The organism is Erythrobacter sp. NFXS35, from assembly GCF_040148725.1.
In the GTDB taxonomy this organism is placed as follows: Bacteria; Pseudomonadota; Alphaproteobacteria; order Sphingomonadales; family Sphingomonadaceae; genus Erythrobacter.
Genome location: NZ_JAGDEB010000001.1, coordinates 1,030,197 through 1,047,827, shown reverse-complemented (window position 1 = coordinate 1,047,827; position 17,631 = coordinate 1,030,197). Strand labels below are relative to the sequence as shown.

At 64.6% G+C, this 17,631-nt stretch carries 16 protein-coding genes and 1 riboswitch; of the genes, 5 read left to right on the top strand and 11 right to left on the bottom strand.

Going from position 1 to position 17,631, the window contains the following annotated elements:
• The first annotated feature begins 138 nt into the window (after window positions 1–138).
• Window positions 139–328: riboswitch (cobalamin riboswitch) on the top strand.
• 121 nt (window positions 329–449) lie between these two features.
• From J3454_RS05115 to J3454_RS05100, 4 genes are all read left to right on the top strand, one after another.
• Window positions 450–2,393 (top strand): TonB-dependent receptor plug domain-containing protein, encoded by a 1,944-nt coding sequence (locus J3454_RS05115; RefSeq protein ID WP_349512667.1) that lies wholly within the window; start codon window positions 450–452, stop codon window positions 2,391–2,393.
• Window positions 2,394–2,477: 84 nt separating this feature from the next.
• Complete coding sequence (gene cgtA / locus J3454_RS05110; RefSeq protein WP_349512666.1) at window positions 2,478–3,551, top strand: Obg family GTPase CgtA; 1,074 nt, start codon at window positions 2,478–2,480, stop codon at window positions 3,549–3,551.
• A 53-nt stretch (window positions 3,552–3,604) separates the two neighbouring features.
• Window positions 3,605–4,738 carry a glutamate 5-kinase gene (gene proB / locus J3454_RS05105; RefSeq protein WP_349512665.1) on the top strand — a complete coding sequence of 378 codons (1,134 nt, stop codon included), beginning with the start codon at window positions 3,605–3,607 and terminating at the stop codon, window positions 4,736–4,738.
• A 10-nt stretch (window positions 4,739–4,748) separates the two neighbouring features.
• Complete coding sequence (locus tag J3454_RS05100; RefSeq protein ID WP_349512664.1) at window positions 4,749–5,663, top strand: NAD-dependent epimerase/dehydratase family protein; 915 nt, start codon at window positions 4,749–4,751, stop codon at window positions 5,661–5,663.
• Here J3454_RS05100 and J3454_RS05095 read toward each other — a convergent pair.
• The 10 genes from J3454_RS05095 to J3454_RS05050 all read right to left on the bottom strand — a co-directional run bounded on the left by J3454_RS05095 (window position 5,660) and on the right by J3454_RS05050 (window position 14,623).
• The gene (locus J3454_RS05095; RefSeq protein ID WP_349512663.1) at window positions 5,660–6,232 is read right to left on the bottom strand and encodes a hypothetical protein; all 573 of its coding nucleotides are present in this window, start codon (window positions 6,230–6,232) and stop codon (window positions 5,660–5,662) included. The two genes, J3454_RS05100 and J3454_RS05095, sit on opposite strands and share 4 nt — an antisense overlap.
• A gap of 92 nt (window positions 6,233–6,324) precedes the next feature.
• A complete protein-coding gene (locus J3454_RS05090; RefSeq protein ID WP_349512662.1) occupies window positions 6,325–7,101 on the bottom strand; it encodes a phosphoadenylyl-sulfate reductase in 777 nt (258 codons plus the stop codon).
• Entirely contained in the window at window positions 7,091–7,552 is a 462-nt protein-coding gene (locus tag J3454_RS05085) for a DUF934 domain-containing protein (protein WP_349512661.1), read from the bottom strand. The genes J3454_RS05090 and J3454_RS05085 overlap by 11 nt, the downstream gene beginning before the upstream one ends.
• Window positions 7,545–9,176, bottom strand: a complete 1,632-nt coding sequence (locus tag J3454_RS05080) for a nitrite/sulfite reductase (RefSeq protein WP_349512660.1) — start codon at window positions 9,174–9,176, stop codon at window positions 7,545–7,547. Before J3454_RS05080 ends, J3454_RS05085 begins: the two co-directional genes overlap by 8 nt.
• A gap of 1 nt (window position 9,177) precedes the next feature.
• The gene (locus J3454_RS05075) at window positions 9,178–9,477 is read right to left on the bottom strand and encodes a DUF2849 domain-containing protein (RefSeq protein WP_296717930.1); all 300 of its coding nucleotides are present in this window, start codon (window positions 9,475–9,477) and stop codon (window positions 9,178–9,180) included.
• On the bottom strand, window positions 9,474–10,229 hold the full coding sequence (gene cobA / locus J3454_RS05070) for a uroporphyrinogen-III C-methyltransferase (protein WP_349512659.1): 756 nt from the start codon (window positions 10,227–10,229) through the stop codon (window positions 9,474–9,476). Before cobA ends, J3454_RS05075 begins: the two co-directional genes overlap by 4 nt.
• Window positions 10,230–10,296: 67 nt before the next feature.
• Window positions 10,297–11,412, bottom strand: a complete 1,116-nt coding sequence (locus tag J3454_RS05065) for a mechanosensitive ion channel family protein (RefSeq protein WP_349512658.1) — start codon at window positions 11,410–11,412, stop codon at window positions 10,297–10,299.
• Window positions 11,409–12,608, bottom strand: coding sequence for a cystathionine beta-lyase (gene metC, locus J3454_RS05060; protein ID WP_349512657.1), 1,200 nt, complete (start codon window positions 12,606–12,608; stop codon window positions 11,409–11,411). The genes J3454_RS05065 and metC overlap by 4 nt, the downstream gene beginning before the upstream one ends.
• A complete protein-coding gene (sseA, locus tag J3454_RS05055; RefSeq protein ID WP_349512656.1) occupies window positions 12,605–13,477 on the bottom strand; it encodes a 3-mercaptopyruvate sulfurtransferase in 873 nt (290 codons plus the stop codon). The genes metC and sseA overlap by 4 nt, the downstream gene beginning before the upstream one ends.
• 48 nt (window positions 13,478–13,525) lie before the next feature.
• A complete protein-coding gene (locus J3454_RS05050) occupies window positions 13,526–14,623 on the bottom strand; it encodes a hypothetical protein (protein WP_349512655.1) in 1,098 nt (365 codons plus the stop codon).
• A 125-nt stretch (window positions 14,624–14,748) separates the two neighbouring features.
• Between J3454_RS05050 and queF the strand changes: the two genes are divergently transcribed.
• The gene (gene queF / locus J3454_RS05045; protein WP_349512654.1) at window positions 14,749–15,222 is read left to right on the top strand and encodes a preQ(1) synthase; all 474 of its coding nucleotides are present in this window, start codon (window positions 14,749–14,751) and stop codon (window positions 15,220–15,222) included.
• A 32-nt stretch (window positions 15,223–15,254) separates the two neighbouring features.
• On the opposite strand, the gene J3454_RS05040 is transcribed toward queF, so the two are convergent.
• On the bottom strand, window positions 15,255–17,417 hold the full coding sequence (locus tag J3454_RS05040) for a putative bifunctional diguanylate cyclase/phosphodiesterase (protein WP_349512653.1): 2,163 nt from the start codon (window positions 17,415–17,417) through the stop codon (window positions 15,255–15,257).
• Window positions 17,418–17,631 lie beyond the last annotated feature (214 nt).

Here is a 17,631-nt window from a genome sequence, read left to right as displayed (position 1 = left end):
TCATTGCCATTATTGTGCGTTGTAACGGCGCATAGCGTTGCAAGGCCGGAGTCGAAGCCGAAGGCGCAGACGTGCGTAGCACACCTGCACGGCCGCCGCGCCTAATGGCGCGTATTGCGCTCGCGCAGGCGAGCGCCTAACAACAAGACGCGCCAAGGTAACGGGAATGCGGTTTGATTCCGCAGCTGTCCCTGCAACTGTAAGCGGTGAGTATGCGGTGTGCGCGCCCTGAACGGGGGCAGCCACTGGAGCGGCAACGCTCTGGGAAGGTGAGCACCGGATGCGCTGATCCGTGAGCCAGGAGACCGACCGGGGCGTGTCGCTCTTTGCTTGGCTCAGGGATTGGTCAGGCGCGGAAACAGACTTTCGTTGTGAGCGACATCGCTGGGCCGTGGGGGATGGGATCAAACCCCTCGTGGCCTTCATGTTGCTGATGACGGGAGGAATCCGTGAAGAATCTGAAATTGTTGAACAGCGTCGCTGGGGCGGCGCTGGTTTGGGCTGTGGCTGTGTCTGCGCAGGCCGATCCTGCGGGCGAGGGCCTTGATCGGATTGTGATCGCCGACAGGAAACGCGCTGACATCATCGTCAGCGCCAGTCGCTCTGGCGATATCCTGCTGCCTGAAAATTACACCGGATCGGCTCTGGTGATCACCGCCGAACAGCTCGAACAGCGCCAGACCCGCGACATTGCCGATGTGCTGCGCGACGTTCCCGGCGTCGCGGTTGCGGGCGTAGCTGGCCAGACCCAGATCCGCCTGCGCGGTTCTGAAGCCAATCACGTGCTGGTGCTGGTCGATGGCATTGAGGTTTCCGATCCCTTTGCGGGCGAATTCGACATCGGCACGCTGCAAGCCGATGTCGGCGCGCGGGTAGAGGTGCTGCGCGGGCCGCAATCGGCGCTCTACGGGCCGGACGCGATCGGCGGCGTGATTGCTTACGAAAGCGCCAGCGGGCGCGCTGTGCCAGGTTTCGCGGCGCGGATCGAAGGCGGCACGGACAACACCATCAACGGCGCGCTGCGTTACGGCGCGGCAGGCGATAGCTGGGATGCGGCGCTGTCTGCCGTGGTGGTCAGCACCGATGGTCAGCCCAATGCGCGAGGCGGCACCCGCGACATCGGGCGCGACAGCTACACGCTTTCGGGCAAGGGTGCGGCCGAAGTGTCGGAAGGCCTGCAATTGCGCGCCGCCGCCCGCTTCATTCGTACCGAAGGCCGGTTCAACGATAGCGACTTCGATCCCGCCAGCCCGACCTTTGGCTTCACCATCGATTCGCCCAGAACGCGCTTCACCAATGAAGCAATCTACGCCCTGATCGGCGCGCGGGGCGAGGCGCTGGACGGGCGCTGGACCCATGATCTTTCCGCGCAGGTGGCAGATATCGCGCGCGACACCTTTGGCCCGTTCGGTCGCTCGAACGGTAGCGAGGGCGACCGGGTGAAGGCGTCCTATGTCTCCGCCTTGCGGCTCGACAATGCGCACAATCTCACCTTCGCGGCCGATTACGAGCAGGAGGGCTTCCGCAACACCACCCCGGGCGGCTTTGCCTTCGGCGGGCGGCGCGAAATCGAGCAGATCGGTTTTGTCGGCGAATACCGCTACACGGGCGCGGTGTTCGACCTTTCGGCAGCACTGCGCCACGACATCAACGATCGGTTCCAGGACGCCACCACTTTCCGCATCGGCGCGGGCTATCGCCTCACCGACACCACCCGCCTGCGCGCGGCGGCAGGGTCGGGCGTCAAGAACCCCGGCTTCTTCGAACTGTTCGGGTTCGTCGACGGGCGCTTCATCGGCAATGACGCCTTGCGGCCGGAGAAATCGACCGGCTGGGAAGTCGGCGTGGATCAGGACATCGGCGACTATGCGCGTCTCGCTGTCACCTATTTCGACAGCGAGTTGGAGGGCGAGATCTTCACCACCTTCCCGGCCCCCACCTTCATCGCTACCCCGTCCAACCGCACCACCCAAAGCGAGCAACGCGGCGTTGAAGTGTCGTTCAACGCGCGGCTCGCCGAACAGTGGAGCCTTGATGCGGCTTACAGCTACATTAATGCCGAAGAAAACGGCGCGGAAGAAGTGCGCCGCCCCGAACACATCGCCAGCACCGCTGTGACATGGACCGCGCCTGGCGATGCCGCTTCGGCCACATTGGTGGTGCGGCACAATGGTGCGGCATTGGACGATGCCTTCACCGATCCCAGCTTCGTGCCGGTGCGAGTGCAGCTGGATGATTACACGCTGGTCAACCTCAACGCGCGAGTGGCGCTGGCCGAGGGGATCAGCGGCTTTGCCCGCATCGATAACCTGCTGGATGAACGCTACGAACAGGTGTTCAGCTTCGTCTCCCCCGGCCGCTCGGCGGTCGTCGGCGTTGAAGCGCGATTCTGACCTTATGCCCCCTCCGTCACGCGGGGGAGGGGGCGTTTTGCCATTCCCCTCGCATTCGCAGCAAAAATTGCCTATGCGCCCGCCATGCATTTCCTCGACCAAGCCAAGATCTATGTGAAGTCCGGCGGAGGCGGCCCCGGGGCCGTCAGCTTCCGGCGTGAGATGTACGTCGAATACGGCGGGCCCGACGGCGGAAATGGCGGGCGCGGCGGGGACATCGTGTTTGAAGCCGTCGCCGGCCTCAACACCCTGATCGACTTTCGCTATTCGCAGCATTTCAAGGCTCCGCGCGGCGGGCATGGTATGGGCAAGGACCGCACCGGGGCCAGCGCCAAGCCGCTTGTCATCAAGGTGCCGGTCGGCACGCAGATCATGTCCGAAGACAAGGAAGAGGTGCTTGCCGACTTTACGCAGGTGGGCCAGCGCGTCGTCTTCCTTGAAGGCGGAATGGGCGGGCGCGGCAATGCCAGCTACAAGACCTCCACCAACCGCGCCCCGCGCCAGCACCAGCCGGGCATTGCGGGCGAAGAGGCGTGGGTGTGGCTGCGGCTCAAGCTGTTGGCGGATGTCGGCCTTGTCGGCCTGCCCAATGCGGGCAAATCGACCTTCATCAACGCGGTGTCCAATGCCGGCGCCAAGGTCGGCGATTATGCCTTCACCACGCTGGTGCCGAAACTGGGCGTGGTGCGCCACAAGGCACGCGAATTCGTGCTGGCCGACATTCCGGGCCTGATCGAAGGCGCGGCCGAAGGGGTGGGCATCGGTGACCGTTTCCTCGGCCATATCGAACGTTGCCGGGTGCTCATCCATCTGGTCGACATCACCGGCACTGACGATGCCGACCCGGCCGAAGCGATGCAGATCGTCGAGGAAGAACTCGCCGCCTACGGGGCTGATCTCGAAGACAAGCCCCGGTTGGTGGCTTTGAACAAGCGCGATCTCGCTGATCAGGAACTGGTCGACGGCTTCCGCAAGGAACTGCTCGAAGCCGGAGCGGACAAGGTCTTCGCCGTTTCTGGTGTGACGGGAGCCGGAATTCCGGAACTTCTTGACGCGGTGCTCGCTTATCTTCCCGAACGCACCACGACCGAGACCAAGGCCGCGGCCGTCGAGAAGTTAGAGGAGGACGGCGACGCGAGCGCGTGGTCGCCGCTCTGACCTGTCCGGCAGTGCGTATGCGCTGATCGGTTTACCAATTTCCGAGGATACCCATGAAAATCGAGAGTCTGCTCGACTTCCGCGATATCGAAAAATGCCCGCGCCTGGTCATCAAGCTCGGTTCGGCCCTGCTGGTGCACCCCGATGGCGAGCTGCGCCACGACTGGCTGCGCAGCGTGGCGGCCGAGGTCGCCGGCGCGCGGGAGCGCGGGCAGGAGATCATCGTCGTATGTTCGGGCGCCGTCGCGCTCGGCGCTTCGCTGCTCGGTCTGCCGGGTGGCGGGCGCGAGACGCTGGCCCATGCGCAGGCAGCGGCTTCGGCAGGGCAAGTGTTCCTGATTGCGACCTGGGCGCAGTTGCTGGCTGAATATAACCTGGTGACCGGTCAGATGCTGCTGACGCTCGACGATCTCGAAGGTCGCCGTCGCTATCTCAACGCTTCGGAAACCCTGCGCGAACTGCTCGAACGTGGCGCGGTGCCGATAATCAACGAGAACGATTCGATCGCCACCTCGGAAATCCGCTTCGGCGATAATGACCGGTTGGCCGCGCGGGTGGCGCAGGCGGCTTCGGCACAGGGCGTGCTGCTGCTGACCGATGTCGAAGGGCTGTACGATCGCGATCCGGCTCATCCCGACGCCGAATTCCTGCCCGAAGTGCGCGGCGTAACCGAGGCAATCCACAAGATGGCGAGCGGCAAGTCTTCCTCGGGCAAGGGCTCTGGCGGGATGACGTCCAAACTGCTTGCCGCCGAGATCGCAGAGCGTGCCGGTATCGCGCTCGCCATCATCAAGGGGGTGGACGACCTGCCGATCGCCTGCGCAATGGCCGCGAACCGCGGCACGCTGTTCCTGCCCAAGCGCGACGACAATGCGTGGAAAAGCTGGATCGGCGGCCGACTGCGCTTCAACGGTTCGATCCGGGTGGATCGCGGCTGCATGGCAGCGCTGCACCAAGGCAAGAGCATCCTCGCGGCTGGAATCATCGGCGTCTATGGAGAGTTCGAGCGCGGCGACGTGATCAAGGTCGAAGGCCCGGATGGCAAGACTATCGCCAAGGGCATGATCGAATATGACTGGGACGAGTGCGACGCGATCAAGGGATTGCGCAGCGAGGAAGTGGCCGAGCGGTTGGGCCATCTGCCGCGTGCCTGCGTGATTCACCGGGACCATCTGGTGCTGCTGTGAGCCTGCGTCCGTGAGCGTTCTGGCGATTACCGGCGCGACCGGTTTCGTCGGCAGCGCAGTACTGGATGCGGCGCTGGCGGCTGGGCATCGGGTGCGGGCGCTGGCGCGGCGCGAACAGGCGGCGCGCGAGCGTGTCGAATGGGTGCCGGGCGATCTGGTCGACCTCGCGGCGCTGACAGCGCTGTTTGCCGGAGCGGACGCGGTGATCCATGTCGCGGGCCTTACCAACACGCCCGAACCGGCTGCGTTCGAAGCCGCCAACGTGACCGGGACTGCGAGGGTTGTCGAAGCCATGCGGGCGGCTGGTGTGAAGCGGCTGGTGTTCGTCTCCTCGCTCGCCGCGCGCGAGCCCAAGCTGTCGGCCTATGGTGCGTCGAAGGCGCGGGCCGAGACGGTGGTGGAGGCGAGCGGGCTCGACTGGACGATCATCCGCCCGCCCGCCGTCTATGGCCCGCGCGATATCGACATGCTCGACCTGTTCCGTGCGGCCAAGCGGGGCGCGGTGCCGCTGCCCCCGGGCGGGGCGACTTCGATTATCCACGCAGATGACCTGGCGGATTTGCTGATTGCGCTGACGGAGAATGCTGCGCCTACCCGCAAGAAAATCTACGAACCCGACGACGGGCGCGAGGGTGGATGGAGTCACAAGGAACTCGCCGCCGCGATTGGCCGGTCGGTGGGCCGTCCATCGGTCTTCGCTCCGCATTTGCCGCGCGCCGTGCTCGAAGTCGCGGCCGCCAGCGACCGTCTGCTGCGCGGCGACCGCGCCAAGCTGACGCCCGACCGGGTCGGCTATATGTGCCATCCCAACTGGGTTTCGCGCTCCGACCGCCACGTGCCGCCGGGCTATTGGCAGCCGAGGATCGCAGGCGACGTGGGGCTGAAGGCGACGGCAGAGTGGTACCGGCGCGAGGGGTGGCTTTAACTTTCAGGCGTGGCGCAGGCCTCGGTGCCGTAAGCTTCCTTGTAGCTCTTGCCCCAGCACCGTTCGAATGCTTCGAGAACGTTGAGGTTGGGCGGCCATGACATTTTGACCACTTTTCCGTCGGGTGTTGTGAAGGATGTGCTTTCACCTGCAGGGAGCGATTTCAGTCGCTTGATCGACTGGCGCAGGTGTGCCCGGCCACGGACCAGAAACGCGATGGTTCCCGAAACATAGTGGTTCCAGCCGAAGTCTACATCGAATTCGGGCGGCTTATAGGACAGCTGAAACAGCGCGATGGCCTCATTTGTCTGCCCGCCCGACGCGCGCATCTGGCCTTCGTGCCAGTAGAGGATAGATGCATGATCGCGCTTTTCGTGACGCCATGCGCGGATCAGCTCCGCAGTGGCGATTTCGCAACCCTCTTTCATGCCGAGCACCCGCCAGCCGCCGTCCATGTCTTGGTCGAAGGCGTCGCGATCAAGCGCTAGCATGGCCTCCAGATCGTACGAACAATCGGGCGTAGGCGTCGGTTCGGCAATCTGGGCGACAGCGAGGAGAAGGGCAAACATACAGCTATGTTAACTCCTTGTGATCTCCTGCGAAAGCGGGTGTCCATGCGGTGACCGTAAATAGGCTCCTGCTTTCGCAGGAGCGCACATCGTCAGAGAAATGGCTCCTCGCCCGGCTTGTGGATGCCGCATTCGGTCTTGTCCCAGCCCTTCCACCGGCCCGAGCGCGGGTCTTCGCCCGGCGCGACCTGGGTGGTGCAGGGCGAGCAGCCGATCGAGGGGTAGCCCTGCGCAATCAGCGGGTGGCGGGGCAGGTCGTGCTGGATGAAATGGCCGGCGATCCGGCTCGCGTCCCAGTCGATCAGCGGGTTGATCTTCAGCCGCCCCTGCGCGTCCGAGGTGTCCACTTCGAACCGCGGCAGGTTGGCACGGGTCGAGGACTGGAACGCCTTGCGCCCGGTGAAGCTGGCGTCGTAATTGCTGAGCGCCTTTTCCAGCGGGCGCACCTTGCGAATCTCGCAGCAGCCATCGGGATCGTATGACCATCGCAGGCCGGTGTCGTCCCTCTTCGCCAGTTCGGCGGCATCGGGGGTCAGGATCACGAGGTTCAGGCCCAGCCGCTCTGCCAACATATCGCGATAGGCCAGCGTCTCGGCAAAATGCTTGCCCGTATCGAGGAACAGCACCGGCACAGACGGGTCTACGCTGGCAACCAGATGCAGCAACACCGCGCTTTCCGCGCCAAAGCTCGAGACCACTGCGAGATCGCCCGCCAACCTGTCGCGGATCACCGCTTCGAGCATTTCCTGCGTCGAGGAACCCCGGAACATCCGGTTGAGCCGCAAGGCATCGTGCTCGGTAAAGCGGGGCGCGAGGTCGAGCGTGTCGCGGGTGCGATCGGCTGTTGCATGGGTCGATTCAGGCTTCATGGCGTTTGTCCGCAATGGTCCGGCGCGCATCAGCCGCGCGTTGATAGACGTTTTCCCAAGTGGCGAAAGCGCGGGCGGCGTTGTCTTCGTCCAGCCGCTTGTCGGGTGCGAAGCTGTCGAAGCCGCAGCGACGCATGTGCGAAAGCTGGTCGATCAGAACGTCGCCCACCGCGCGCAATTCGCCAGCATAGCCGGCCTCGCGCAGAATGCGGGCGGCGGAATAGCCGCGCCCGTCGCCGAAGCCGGGGAAGTTGACCTCGACCAGCGACAGCCGGTCGAGGAACGGGATGAGCAGACGCGCATCGTCGCCCGGTTCGATCCGTACGGCAGCGGCGTTGGACTGGTCAATGGCGGCATCGACGGTGACCGTGCCGTGGTCGACCGGCTCGTCATCGCGGAAGCGGAACTGCACCTCGTCGGGGCTGGTGCCGAGATCACGGGCATTAACCATACAACGCCTCCTTGAACGGCTCCATGCCGATGCGGCGATAGGTATCGAGAAAGCGTTCGCCATCGGTGCGGCTGGCGAGGTAGACATCAGTGACTTTCTCGACCGCAGCGATCACGCCGTCCTCGTCGAAGCCGGGGCCGGTGATCTTGGCGAGACTGACGTCCTCGGCCTCCGACCCGCCGAGCGAGAGCTGGTAGTTCTCGGTGCCCTTCTTGTCGACGCCAAGGATGCCGATGTGCCCCGCGTGGTGGTGTCCGCAGGCATTGATGCAGCCGGAAATCTTGAGCTTCAACTCGCCTACCAGTTCGGTGCGACCGGCTTGCGCAAAGCGTTCGGAGATGCGCTGGGCAAGCGGGATCGAGCGGGCATTGGCGAGGCTGCAATAATCCAGGCCGGGGCAGGCGATGATGTCCTCGATCGTGTCCATGTTGGGCGCGCCAAGGCCTGCTTCATCGAGCGCGCTCCACACCGCATGGAGATCGGCGATCCGCACATGCGGCAGCAGCAGGTTCTGGGTGTGCATCACGCGCAGCTCGTCAAAGCTGTAGTCGCGTGCCAGTTTGGCGACGACGCGCATCTGATCGGCGGTCGCATCGCCGGGAATGCCGCCGACCGGCTTGAGGCTGATGACGGCGGAGACATAGGCGTCGTGCTTGTGCCGGTGGGTGTTGCGTGTCACCCACAAGGCGAAATCCGGGTCCGAGCGGTCAAGCGTCTTCGGCCCATCCACGAACGCCGGATCGGCAAAATACGTCGCAATCCGTGCCAGTTCCTCACGCGGCGGTTCGACCCCGACGCTGAGCATATGGGCGAATTCCTCCTCGACCTGGCGGGTGTATTCCGCTGCGCCAAGCTCATGGACGAGGATCTTGATCCGCGCCTTGTACTTGTTGTCGCGCCGGCCGTAGCGGTTGTAGACCCGCAGGCACGCCTCGGCATAGGTGATGAGCTGATCGAGCGGCACGAAATCGCGCACCAGCGGCGCGATCATCGGGGTGCGACCCATGCCGCCGCCGACATAGAACTGCGCGCCGATTTCGCCCGCATCGTTCCGGATGATCCGGATGCCGATATCGTGCAACCGCATCGCCGCGCGGTCTTTCTCGGACGCGATCACCGCAATCTTGAACTTGCGCGGCAGGTAGGTAAATTCCGGGTGGAAGCTGGACCATTGCCGCAGCAGCTCGGCATAGGGTCGCGGATCGACCACTTCATCTGCAGCAGCGCCCGCAAAGTGATCGGACGAGATATTGCGAATGCAATTGCCGCTCGTCTGAATGGCGTGCATTTCGACGCGCGAAAGATCGGCGAGGATATCGGCGGCGTCCTCCAGCTTGATCCAGTTGTACTGAATGTTCTGGCGGGTGGTGAAGTGGCCATAGCCGCGATCGTACTTTTCGGCGATGTCGGCCAGCGCCTCCATCTGCAGCGAATTGAGTGTGCCATAGGGCACAGCCACCCGTAGCATATAGGCGTGGAGTTGCAGATACAGCCCGTTCATCAGCCGCAACGGCTTGAACTGGTCTTCGGTCAGCTTGCCTTCCAACCGGCGTCGGGCCTGATCGCGGAATTCCTCTACGCGGGCATCGACCATCGCCTGATCGTATGAATCATATTGGTACATCTCAGATCACCCAGTCCCAGCCGGTCTTGTCGGCAGTCGGCACGGCGAGATCGCGCCGTACGGTCGGGCCGAGCGCGCGCACCCGGTCCTTGATATGCGCCGGGCGGACGTGTCCGGCGGCGTCGATAGTGGCTTCGATGGCGTAGGGCACGTTGACGCGCCTCGCGGCGGTTTCGCGGGCGAGGATTTCCTCGGCCTCGTCGCCCACGTCCACCGCATCGTCGACGAACAGCGACCAGCCGGTGCCGTTCCACCATGTCACCGCGCCCGAGCGCAGGTCGTTGCCGGTAAGGATTTTCATTCCGCTGCTTCCTTGGCAAGCACGACGAGCGTCACGTTATCCCGCGCGGTCACTTCGCCGATCACGATTAGTGCGGGGCTTTGCACCGCCTCGCGCTCCACCAGCTCCGGCAATCCGGCGAGCAATCCGCGCAGCACCCGCATTTCGGGGCGCGCGGCGTTCTCGATCACGGCGACGGGCATCGAAGGGGCGAGGCCATCGGCCATCAGCTTATCGGCAATCTGTGCGGCGGTGGAGACGCCCATGTAGATCACCAGCGTGCGGCCCTTGCCCGCAAGGCCGGACCAGTTCTGCTCGGCCAGCCCCTTGCATTGCCCAGCGACGAAGCTGACGATACTGGAGGCGTCGCGATGGGTCAGCGCAATGCCGCTCGCCGCCGCCGCGCCGTTGGCGGCGCTGATGCCGGGAACGACTTCGACCGGAACACCCGCGGCGCGCGCGGCTTCAGCTTCCTCGCCGCCGCGCCCGAAGATGAACGGATCGCCGCCTTTCAGCCTTACGACATCGCGTCCCTTCATCGCTTCTCGCACCAGCAGAGCGTTGATTTCGTCCTGCGGCATGGTGTGGCGGGCGCGCTGTTTGGCAACCGAGATCAGCCGGGCATCGGCCCGCACCAGCGCAAGAATATCCGGTCCGACCAGCCCATCGTGAACGATCACTCGCGCCGCTTCGATCAGGCGCGCGGCCCGCAGAGTCAGAAGGTCGACCGGACCCGGTCCTGCGCCGACAAGATAGATGGTGCCAATCTGCATGCCACCGCAAATGCGCGCGAATGGCCTGCGATGCCAGCGAGAATGGTTTGGCGGCTGCGAAGCGGAACTATTGCCCTGTGTCAGGCGAAGGATCGTCCCGTTCCGCCAATGCCGCGATCAGCCGCTCGAACTGCTTGTTCTGCCGGATATTCAGATCGCGTTGCGGGAACGGAATCTCGATATCGTGCTCCTTGAACAGCCACCACAGGTTCTTCAGCACCTCGCTGCGGATATTGCCGACGCCTTCTTCGGGATCTCTGATCCAGCAATGGATAGTGAAATTGACCGAGCTATCGCCATAGCCGTTCATCCAGGCGGTGGGCGGCGGAGTATCGAGCACCCGGCGCGCCTTTTTCGCGGCCTGCAGCATCAACTCCTCGGCCAGCTTCATGTCGGCATCATAACTCACCCCGACTTCGACTTGGATGCGGACGTTCCTGGAGGAATAAGACCAGTTTTCGACCTGATTGATCATCAGGTTCTCGTTCGGGATGAGGTATTCGCGTTCGTCCCGCGTTGTGACCGAAACCGCGCGAATGCCAATCTTGCGTATCTGGCCGAAGGTCTGCTGTCCCGCCTGATCGGCCACCGCAATCACGTCCCCCGGCTTGATCGACTTGTCCATTAACAGGATGATTCCTGCGATCAGGTTGCCGAAGGTCTTCTGCAGGCCGAAACCGATAGCAAGGCCGAACGCGCCGCCGAAAAACGCCAGCGCGGTCAGATCAATGCCGAGCAGATCGATGCCGATAAAGAACGCCGCGGCCCAGACGATGATCGTCAGGATTTTCTCCGAAAGCAGCTTCTGCGTCTCGTCGAACTTGCTCACGCCGCGGATCATCTTGCGCCCGAAGCGGTTGATCAGGATCGCTGCGGTGATGACTAGCAGGATGACGCCCACCACCAGCAAGGTATCGAACATCGAAATGCGGATATCACCGACCTCCACCGCGATGCGATCGAGCCGGTCAAGGAACGCGCCCGCCGTTTCGTTCTGCGCGGCGACGCCTTCGCGCAGCCTATCCGCGGCCTCGACCGGTTCGACCGGTTCCGGCTCGGGGGTCTCGACAGGCGTCGGACTGGGTGCGGGCGAGGCTGCGGCGTCGGCGGCGGCGGGGGTCTGGTCACCGTCAGGAGCCGGGGTTTCCGTGGCTTGCGGTGCGGTGAGAGCGGTAATGATCATGCAGTCTCCATCTGTGCCAGCGCCTTCGCGAGATCGGCGATCAGGTCGTCCGGGTCTTCGAGCCCGATTGACAGGCGGATCGCCGGGCCGGCGCGGTCGGGGCTGGGCATTACGCAGCGATAATCCTGCGGGCTTGTGACGAGGGCGAGGCTTTCGTATCCGCCCCAACTGTATCCGATGCCGAACAGATCAAGCGTATCGACCACCCGTGCCGCAGCCATGCGATCATCGCTGGCGAGGACGAAACCGAACAAACCGCAGCCGCCGGTGAAATCGCGTTGCCATAATTCGTGGCCGGGCGCCGAGGGCAGCATCGGGCAAAGTACCCGTGCGACCTGCGGCTGGTGCCCCAGCCAGTCGGCGATCCGCAGCGCCGCGCGCGTCTGCGCTTCGAGCCGCACACCCATAGTTCGCAGGCCGCGCGCGGCGAGCGCGGCATCATCGGGGGAGACGACCTGCCCCAGATCCTGCGCGGTGCGGCGTAGGGTGCGATACCATCGCGCACCCGCACTCGCCGATCCCATCATCAGATCGGAATGGCCGCCGACGTGTTTCGACAGGCTCATCATGGTGATGTCGCAGCCATGCGAAAGCGCGGCAAGGCCGAGCGGGCTGGCCCAGGTGTTGTCGATCATGCTGACCGCGCCGTGTTCGCGCGCGATGGCGGATAGGGCGGGAATGTCGCAGACCTCGAAGGTCAGGCTGCCGGGGCTTTCGAGCCACACGGCGCGTGCCGGTTCCGCGAACAGAGCCCTGTAGGCATCAAGGTCGAGCGGATCGAAGAAGGTCGTTTCCACCCCCATGCGCTTCAGCAGCCCCGTCGCCATGCTGCGCGAGGGATCATAGGCATTGTCTGCCATCAGCAGCCGGTCGCCGGGCTTCAGCACCGCCAGCAGGCACCCGGCAATCGCAGCGACGCCGCTGGGATAGAGCACCGTGCCATGCGCGCCGGGTTCGATCTGCGTCAGCGCCTCTGCCAGCGCCCACTGCGTCGGCGCACCGCGCCTGCCATAGAAGAACTGGCCGTCGGTATTGGATTTGCCCGCCCCGCGCCGCTCGGCATCGCTGGCATAGAGATGAGTGGACGCGCGCCAAACGGGCGGGTTGACCACCGGCCCCGTCCATTCCGGCCGCCTGCCGCCGCGCACGAGGCGCGTGGCGGGCTTCAGATGCTCGTCATCGCCGCTGCCGCTCATGCGCCGGACTGCCCTTGATCCGGGCCTTGGGCCTTTGGCGTATCGGGGTCCGCGCCCCATTCGGACCAGCTGCCGTCATATAGTGCGGTGTCATGCTTGCCGATCAGGTGCAGCGCGAACAACAGAACGCCGGCGGTCACGCCGCTGCCGCAGGTGGTGGTGACGGGGCGTGAAAGATCGACTCCGGCTTCGGCGAAGGCGGCGCCCAGGGCAGCGGGGGTTTTGTAGGTGCCATCGGCATTGAACAATCCGGCGTAAGGCACGTTGAGGCTGCCCGGAATGCGCCCCATCGGACCGCCATGGACCGGATCGGTGCCCGTGCCATAGACCCGGTCGGCACTGCGGGCATCGACGACCTGTTCGGCCCCGCTCGTCAGGTCTGCGAGCATATCGGCCTTGCGGCGAACGTGTTTCGCCGGGACGAGGGCGGCGGGCTGCGACGGGGCAATCTCGGCCGTTCCGCTCTCCAGCGGTCGCCCCTCGGCCCGCCATTTCGCCAGTCCGCCGTCGAGAATCGCCACCTTGTCCCACCCGCTGGCAGTGAGCATGAACCACGCCCGCGCAGACGTGCGTACGGCGCTGTCATCATAGAGGATGATTGCGCTGTCCGGCGCGACGCCCAGTTCCGCGAGATGAGCGGCGAGTTGATCGGGGCGCGGCAGGGCCTGCGGCGTGGCCGAGGTTTCGTCCACCAGCGCCGCCAGATCGAACAGGCGTGCGCCGGGAATATGCGCGGCTGCGAACTCGGCTTGCGGATCGCGGCTCGCAGCGGGGAGGTGACGCGAGGCGTCGAGCACCGCGACGCCGGGATCGCTCAGATGCGCTGCCAGCCATTCGCTTGAAACAAGGCTCGGGAAAGGTTCGTTCATCCCCCAAGGCTAGCGGCCCCATGGCGATCCGCCAAGGGCAGGGGGCAATCAATCGGCTGGAGCCACGATCGCCCGCGCTCTCAGCCCCGACAGCGAGCCAGGCGTCTGTTGGAGGTTCAGAGGCTGGACCCGGCCATCGCTGCCCCCGCTCGCGCTGCCGATCACGAAGCTGCGCACCAGCGCCTGCTGGCCTTCGCCTTCCAGCGTGACATGCATCAGCGGGATGAAAAGCGGGGTCTGACCCTGCATGATCGGGTCGATTGCAGATAGCGGCATCTGCACTTCGCCGCTGACGCTGCGGCTCTGAAAGGGGCCGATCCGTTCCACCTGCGCGAGGTGACGGGCCGCCGCCACGGGCGCGGCATTTTTCTTCCCCTTTTGCGCGCTGGCGAGCTGCACCGCCACGGCAAGATCGTTGACCGCGCGATCGCTGCGATTGGCAAGCGAAAGGCGGTATCTCAACGTGAACATCATCATGCTGCGGGTCGCCCCGGTGATTTCCAGCGTCAGGTCGATGCGCGGCAGTTCTGCAGGGAGGGCTGCTTCGGCGGTCGTCTGCGGCGCGGCGAGGCGCAGTACGCCGGGCTTGCGCCGCCGCCACAGTGCCAGTCCGGCGAGCGCCAGCACCAGGAATGCTCCGGCCCCGCCAAGCCACACCCAGTTGAATACCTGCTGGCCCAGCGCAGTGGAAGGCGCGGGCGTTGCGGGCGCGATTGGCTCAGGTGCAGGCGCGGGGCTGGTGGGCTGTTCCAGTCCCGCGAAACCGGGTTGGGCCTCGGGTGGCAGCGGATCGGCAGTGGTGGACGGCGATGAACCCGGGGACGGAGCCGCTTGCGGTGAAGGGGGTGTAGGTAGTGTCAACGGACGCGCGGTGGGTTGCGGCACCACAAGCGGTCGCGATGTAGGCGACGGCTCCGGCGTCAGCATCGGCGCAGGCGGGATCCGCGGCGTTTCGACCGTCCTTGGCGGAATCGCGATCCCAGCACGCTCGTCCACGGGGCCGGCGGGGGCAGGCGTGGGCGTCGGGGTCGGCTCTGGCAGCGAATAGCTGCCGGGTGATTGCGGCTGCGCCCCCAGCGGCACGGCAAGGCCCAGCGCGGCAAGCGCGGCAGCGGGACGAAACAGGAGGAACGGTGCGCGGGTCATCGGCTGGGCTGGTCGATTTGCTGGGGTAGGACGGCTGAACAATTGCTGGCTCACATAGGGATTTCGTGGCCCGCCCGTCCAGCTATCCGCTTGCACCCGTCCCCCATTCACGGCAACAGCGCGGCATGAACACCACACCCGATACCCCATCCGCGGCCCCGCAGTTTCTCGGCAAGGACACGCCTCTGCCGACCTCGCCCGAACAGGCTGTGCTCGATTATGTGCCCAATCCGCGGCCCGGCCTGACCTATCTGGTGCGCTTTGCCGCGCCCGAATTCACATCGTTGTGCCCGGTGACGAGCCAGCCTGATTTCGCGCATCTGGTGATCGATTACGTCCCGGGCGAGACCATCGTCGAGAGCAAAGGCCTCAAGCTGTTCCTTGGGGCGTTTCGCAACCATAACGGCTTTCACGAAGATGTGACTGTGGGCATCGGCGTGCGTTTGTTCGAAGAAATGCGCCCGCAGTGGCTCAGGATCGGCGGCTACTGGTATCCGCGCGGCGGCATCCCCATCGATGTGTTCTGGCAATCGGGCGCGCCGCCAGCAGACCTCTGGCTACCGGATCAGGGCGTGGCCCCCTATCGCGGGCGCGGCTGAAAGGCAGGTCTTCGCTGCTTGCGGATCTGCGCTTACAGGCCCAGATCGAGCTGCACGAAAGTCGGCGGGCTCTTGTGCCCCTCCCGCCATTTGGCCAGTGGGAATGCGCCTGCACCCAGCGCTGCGAGCGGAATGCCCGCTTCGGCCAGCGAATAGGGCGAAATTCGGTGCCGAGTCATGAAGCCGCCGCTACCGTCGCTGATCAGCGCGGTTTCGAACTGAAGGCCCTGGCTGCTTTCGGTTGCGTTCGCGACCTTGCTCACCACCAATTGCCCGTGGCCCAGATCGAGCACCACGTCGGTTCCCTTCGGCACCCCGGCCAGACCGGTGATGCGTGCACCGGTTTTTGACAGGTTGCGCAGGATCACGTCGTAATAGTGGTCTTCGTGAATGAGGCCGACCTTGCGGAAGATCGAAATGCGCTCCGCCCGGTGGCGCGGCGGGCCGCTGGGTTTGACCTGCATGGTGCCGTCGGCAAATCTGGACAGCACCGCGTCCTGCCGGATCGCGGGCGAATAGACATAGCCCTGCACCAGATCGGCGCCGCGTGCGCGGACCAACTCCAGTTCATCCATCGCCTCAACGCCCTCGGCGACGGTGACCATGTCCAGTGCTTTCGCCAAGGCCACGATGGCGGAGATGATCGCAGGGTTGATATCGCCATTTTCGGTGCAGCCGCGCACGAAGCTCTGGTCGATCTTGATCTTGTCGAAATGGCCGTGCTTGAGATAGGCGAGCGAGGAATATCCGGTGCCGAAATCATCCAGCGCGAGCCGAACGCCCAGCTTTTTAAGATCGCGGAAGACTGCATCGACGGCTTCGAGATCGCCGACGAAGACGCTTTCGGTGATTTCCAGTTCCAGCCGCGACGGAGCAAGGCCCGATGCTTCCAGCGCTGCTGCCACCGTCTTGCGGAAGCCGGGCCGAACGAATTGCTTGGCCGAAACATTGACCGCCACCTGGATTGTATCGGGCCATTGCATCGCATCCTGACATGCCTGACGCAGGGCCATTTCGCCGATATTGAGGATCAGATCGTCGTTCTCCGCGATCGGGATGAAATCGGCCGGTGAGATCGGGCCGTCCTGTTCGTCATGCCAGCGCAGCAACGCTTCGAATGATCGCACCTCGTTGGTAGCGGGATCGACCAGCGGTTGATAGGCGAGGTTGAGATCCCCGCGATCCACCGCGTCGCGCAACCGTTCGCCCAGTTTCGCGGTCTTGGTCGCCGCGTCGCGAAGTCCGGTGGTGAAGAAGCAGAACGTGCCGCCACGCGCTTCCTTGGCGGCATACAGCGCCATGTCGGCTGCCCGGGTCAGATCATCTGTGTCCACCCCGTCATAGGGCGCAATCGCAATGCCGACCGACGTGCCGATGATCGCCCGGCGACCGATGACCTGATAGGGCTGCGAAAGGGACTGGACGACGCGATTGGCAAGTTCGCCCAGGGTTCCGCGATCATCCATATCGGGGAGCAGCACCTGGAATTCGTCGCCGCCCAGCCGCCCGACTTCGCCGCTGTCGCCGATGATGCTCTTGAGCCGCTCGGCCACCTGCTTCAGCAATTCGTCTCCCGCCGGGTGCCCCATCGTGTCGTTAACATGTTTGAAACGGTCGAGGTCAAGCATCATCAGCGCGCAACTGCGCTGGCTCGCCCGGAATGCGGCCAAAGTCGCGGTCAACCGCTGGCCCAGCTTGCGGCGGTTGGCGAGGCCGGTCAGCTCGTCGACCTGCGAATGGCGTGCGGTCTGCGTGTCGCGGGCATACTGGCTGGTGATATCCAGCGCGCTGCCGCGATAGCCGAGGAAGGTGCCGGACCCATCGACCAGAGGCCGCCCGTTGAGCCGCCACCAGCGCGTGCCCAGCTCTGGGCTGCGTGCGTTGGCAGCAGCAATCGCCACGACGTGTTCCTCGATCTTCGAATGGGCCTTGAGCTTGAAACCGATCCCGCGCTGGTGTGCTGCATCCGGGTCCGCCTCCGCTTCGCTGAACACCTGCGTCAACGGCTTGCCGATCACGTCCGCGGCGGTCAGCCCGAGATCCGTCAGCGCGCGCTGCGAAAGAAATGCGAGGCGACCTTCGGCATCGGTCGCCCAGAACATGCCGATGCCGAGCTGTTCGACATCGCTGAGCACATTCCCGCGGTCAGGGAGCGATGGCAACGCAGCGGCCGAGGCGGTTTGCCTCTTCGACAAGCCGCTTCGCGCTGCCTGGTCCCTGACCGATTTCAGAAAGCCCATTGCCTTGCTTTGTCCCCGTGGAAGGTTCCGCCGTTTGAACCCTGATCGGCAAGCCGTTCCGGCACCGCCTGCTGGTTTATAACAGATGCCTTTTTCCCCTTTACCTGCAGGCAATTGAAAAACCATTACCCGTAGGCGGCCGACAAAGCGTGATGCAAGCCAATTGCAA

Excerpts from the sequence above, each read along its gene's own strand:
- metC (WP_349512657.1), bottom strand. The coding sequence starts at position 12,608 with ATGAGCGGCAGCGGCGATGACGAGCATCTGAAGCCCGCCACGCGCCTC.
- cobA (WP_349512659.1), bottom strand. The coding sequence starts at position 10,229 with ATGCAGATTGGCACCATCTATCTTGTCGGCGCAGGACCGGGTCCGGTC.
- J3454_RS05090 (WP_349512662.1), bottom strand. The coding sequence starts at position 7,101 with ATGAAGCCTGAATCGACCCATGCAACAGCCGATCGCACCCGCGACACG.
- J3454_RS05095 (WP_349512663.1), bottom strand. The coding sequence starts at position 6,232 with ATGTTTGCCCTTCTCCTCGCTGTCGCCCAGATTGCCGAACCGACGCCT.
- sseA (WP_349512656.1), bottom strand. The coding sequence starts at position 13,477 with ATGAACGAACCTTTCCCGAGCCTTGTTTCAAGCGAATGGCTGGCAGCG.
- queF (WP_349512654.1), top strand. The coding sequence starts at position 14,749 with ATGAACACCACACCCGATACCCCATCCGCGGCCCCGCAGTTTCTCGGC.
- J3454_RS05080 (WP_349512660.1), bottom strand. The coding sequence starts at position 9,176 with ATGTACCAATATGATTCATACGATCAGGCGATGGTCGATGCCCGCGTA.
- J3454_RS05085 (WP_349512661.1), bottom strand. The coding sequence starts at position 7,552 with ATGGTTAATGCCCGTGATCTCGGCACCAGCCCCGACGAGGTGCAGTTC.
- J3454_RS05075 (WP_296717930.1), bottom strand. The coding sequence starts at position 9,477 with ATGAAAATCCTTACCGGCAACGACCTGCGCTCGGGCGCGGTGACATGG.
- proB (WP_349512665.1), top strand. The coding sequence starts at position 3,605 with ATGAAAATCGAGAGTCTGCTCGACTTCCGCGATATCGAAAAATGCCCG.
- cgtA (WP_349512666.1), top strand. The coding sequence starts at position 2,478 with ATGCATTTCCTCGACCAAGCCAAGATCTATGTGAAGTCCGGCGGAGGC.
- J3454_RS05050 (WP_349512655.1), bottom strand. The coding sequence starts at position 14,623 with ATGACCCGCGCACCGTTCCTCCTGTTTCGTCCCGCTGCCGCGCTTGCC.
- J3454_RS05065 (WP_349512658.1), bottom strand. The coding sequence starts at position 11,412 with ATGATCATTACCGCTCTCACCGCACCGCAAGCCACGGAAACCCCGGCT.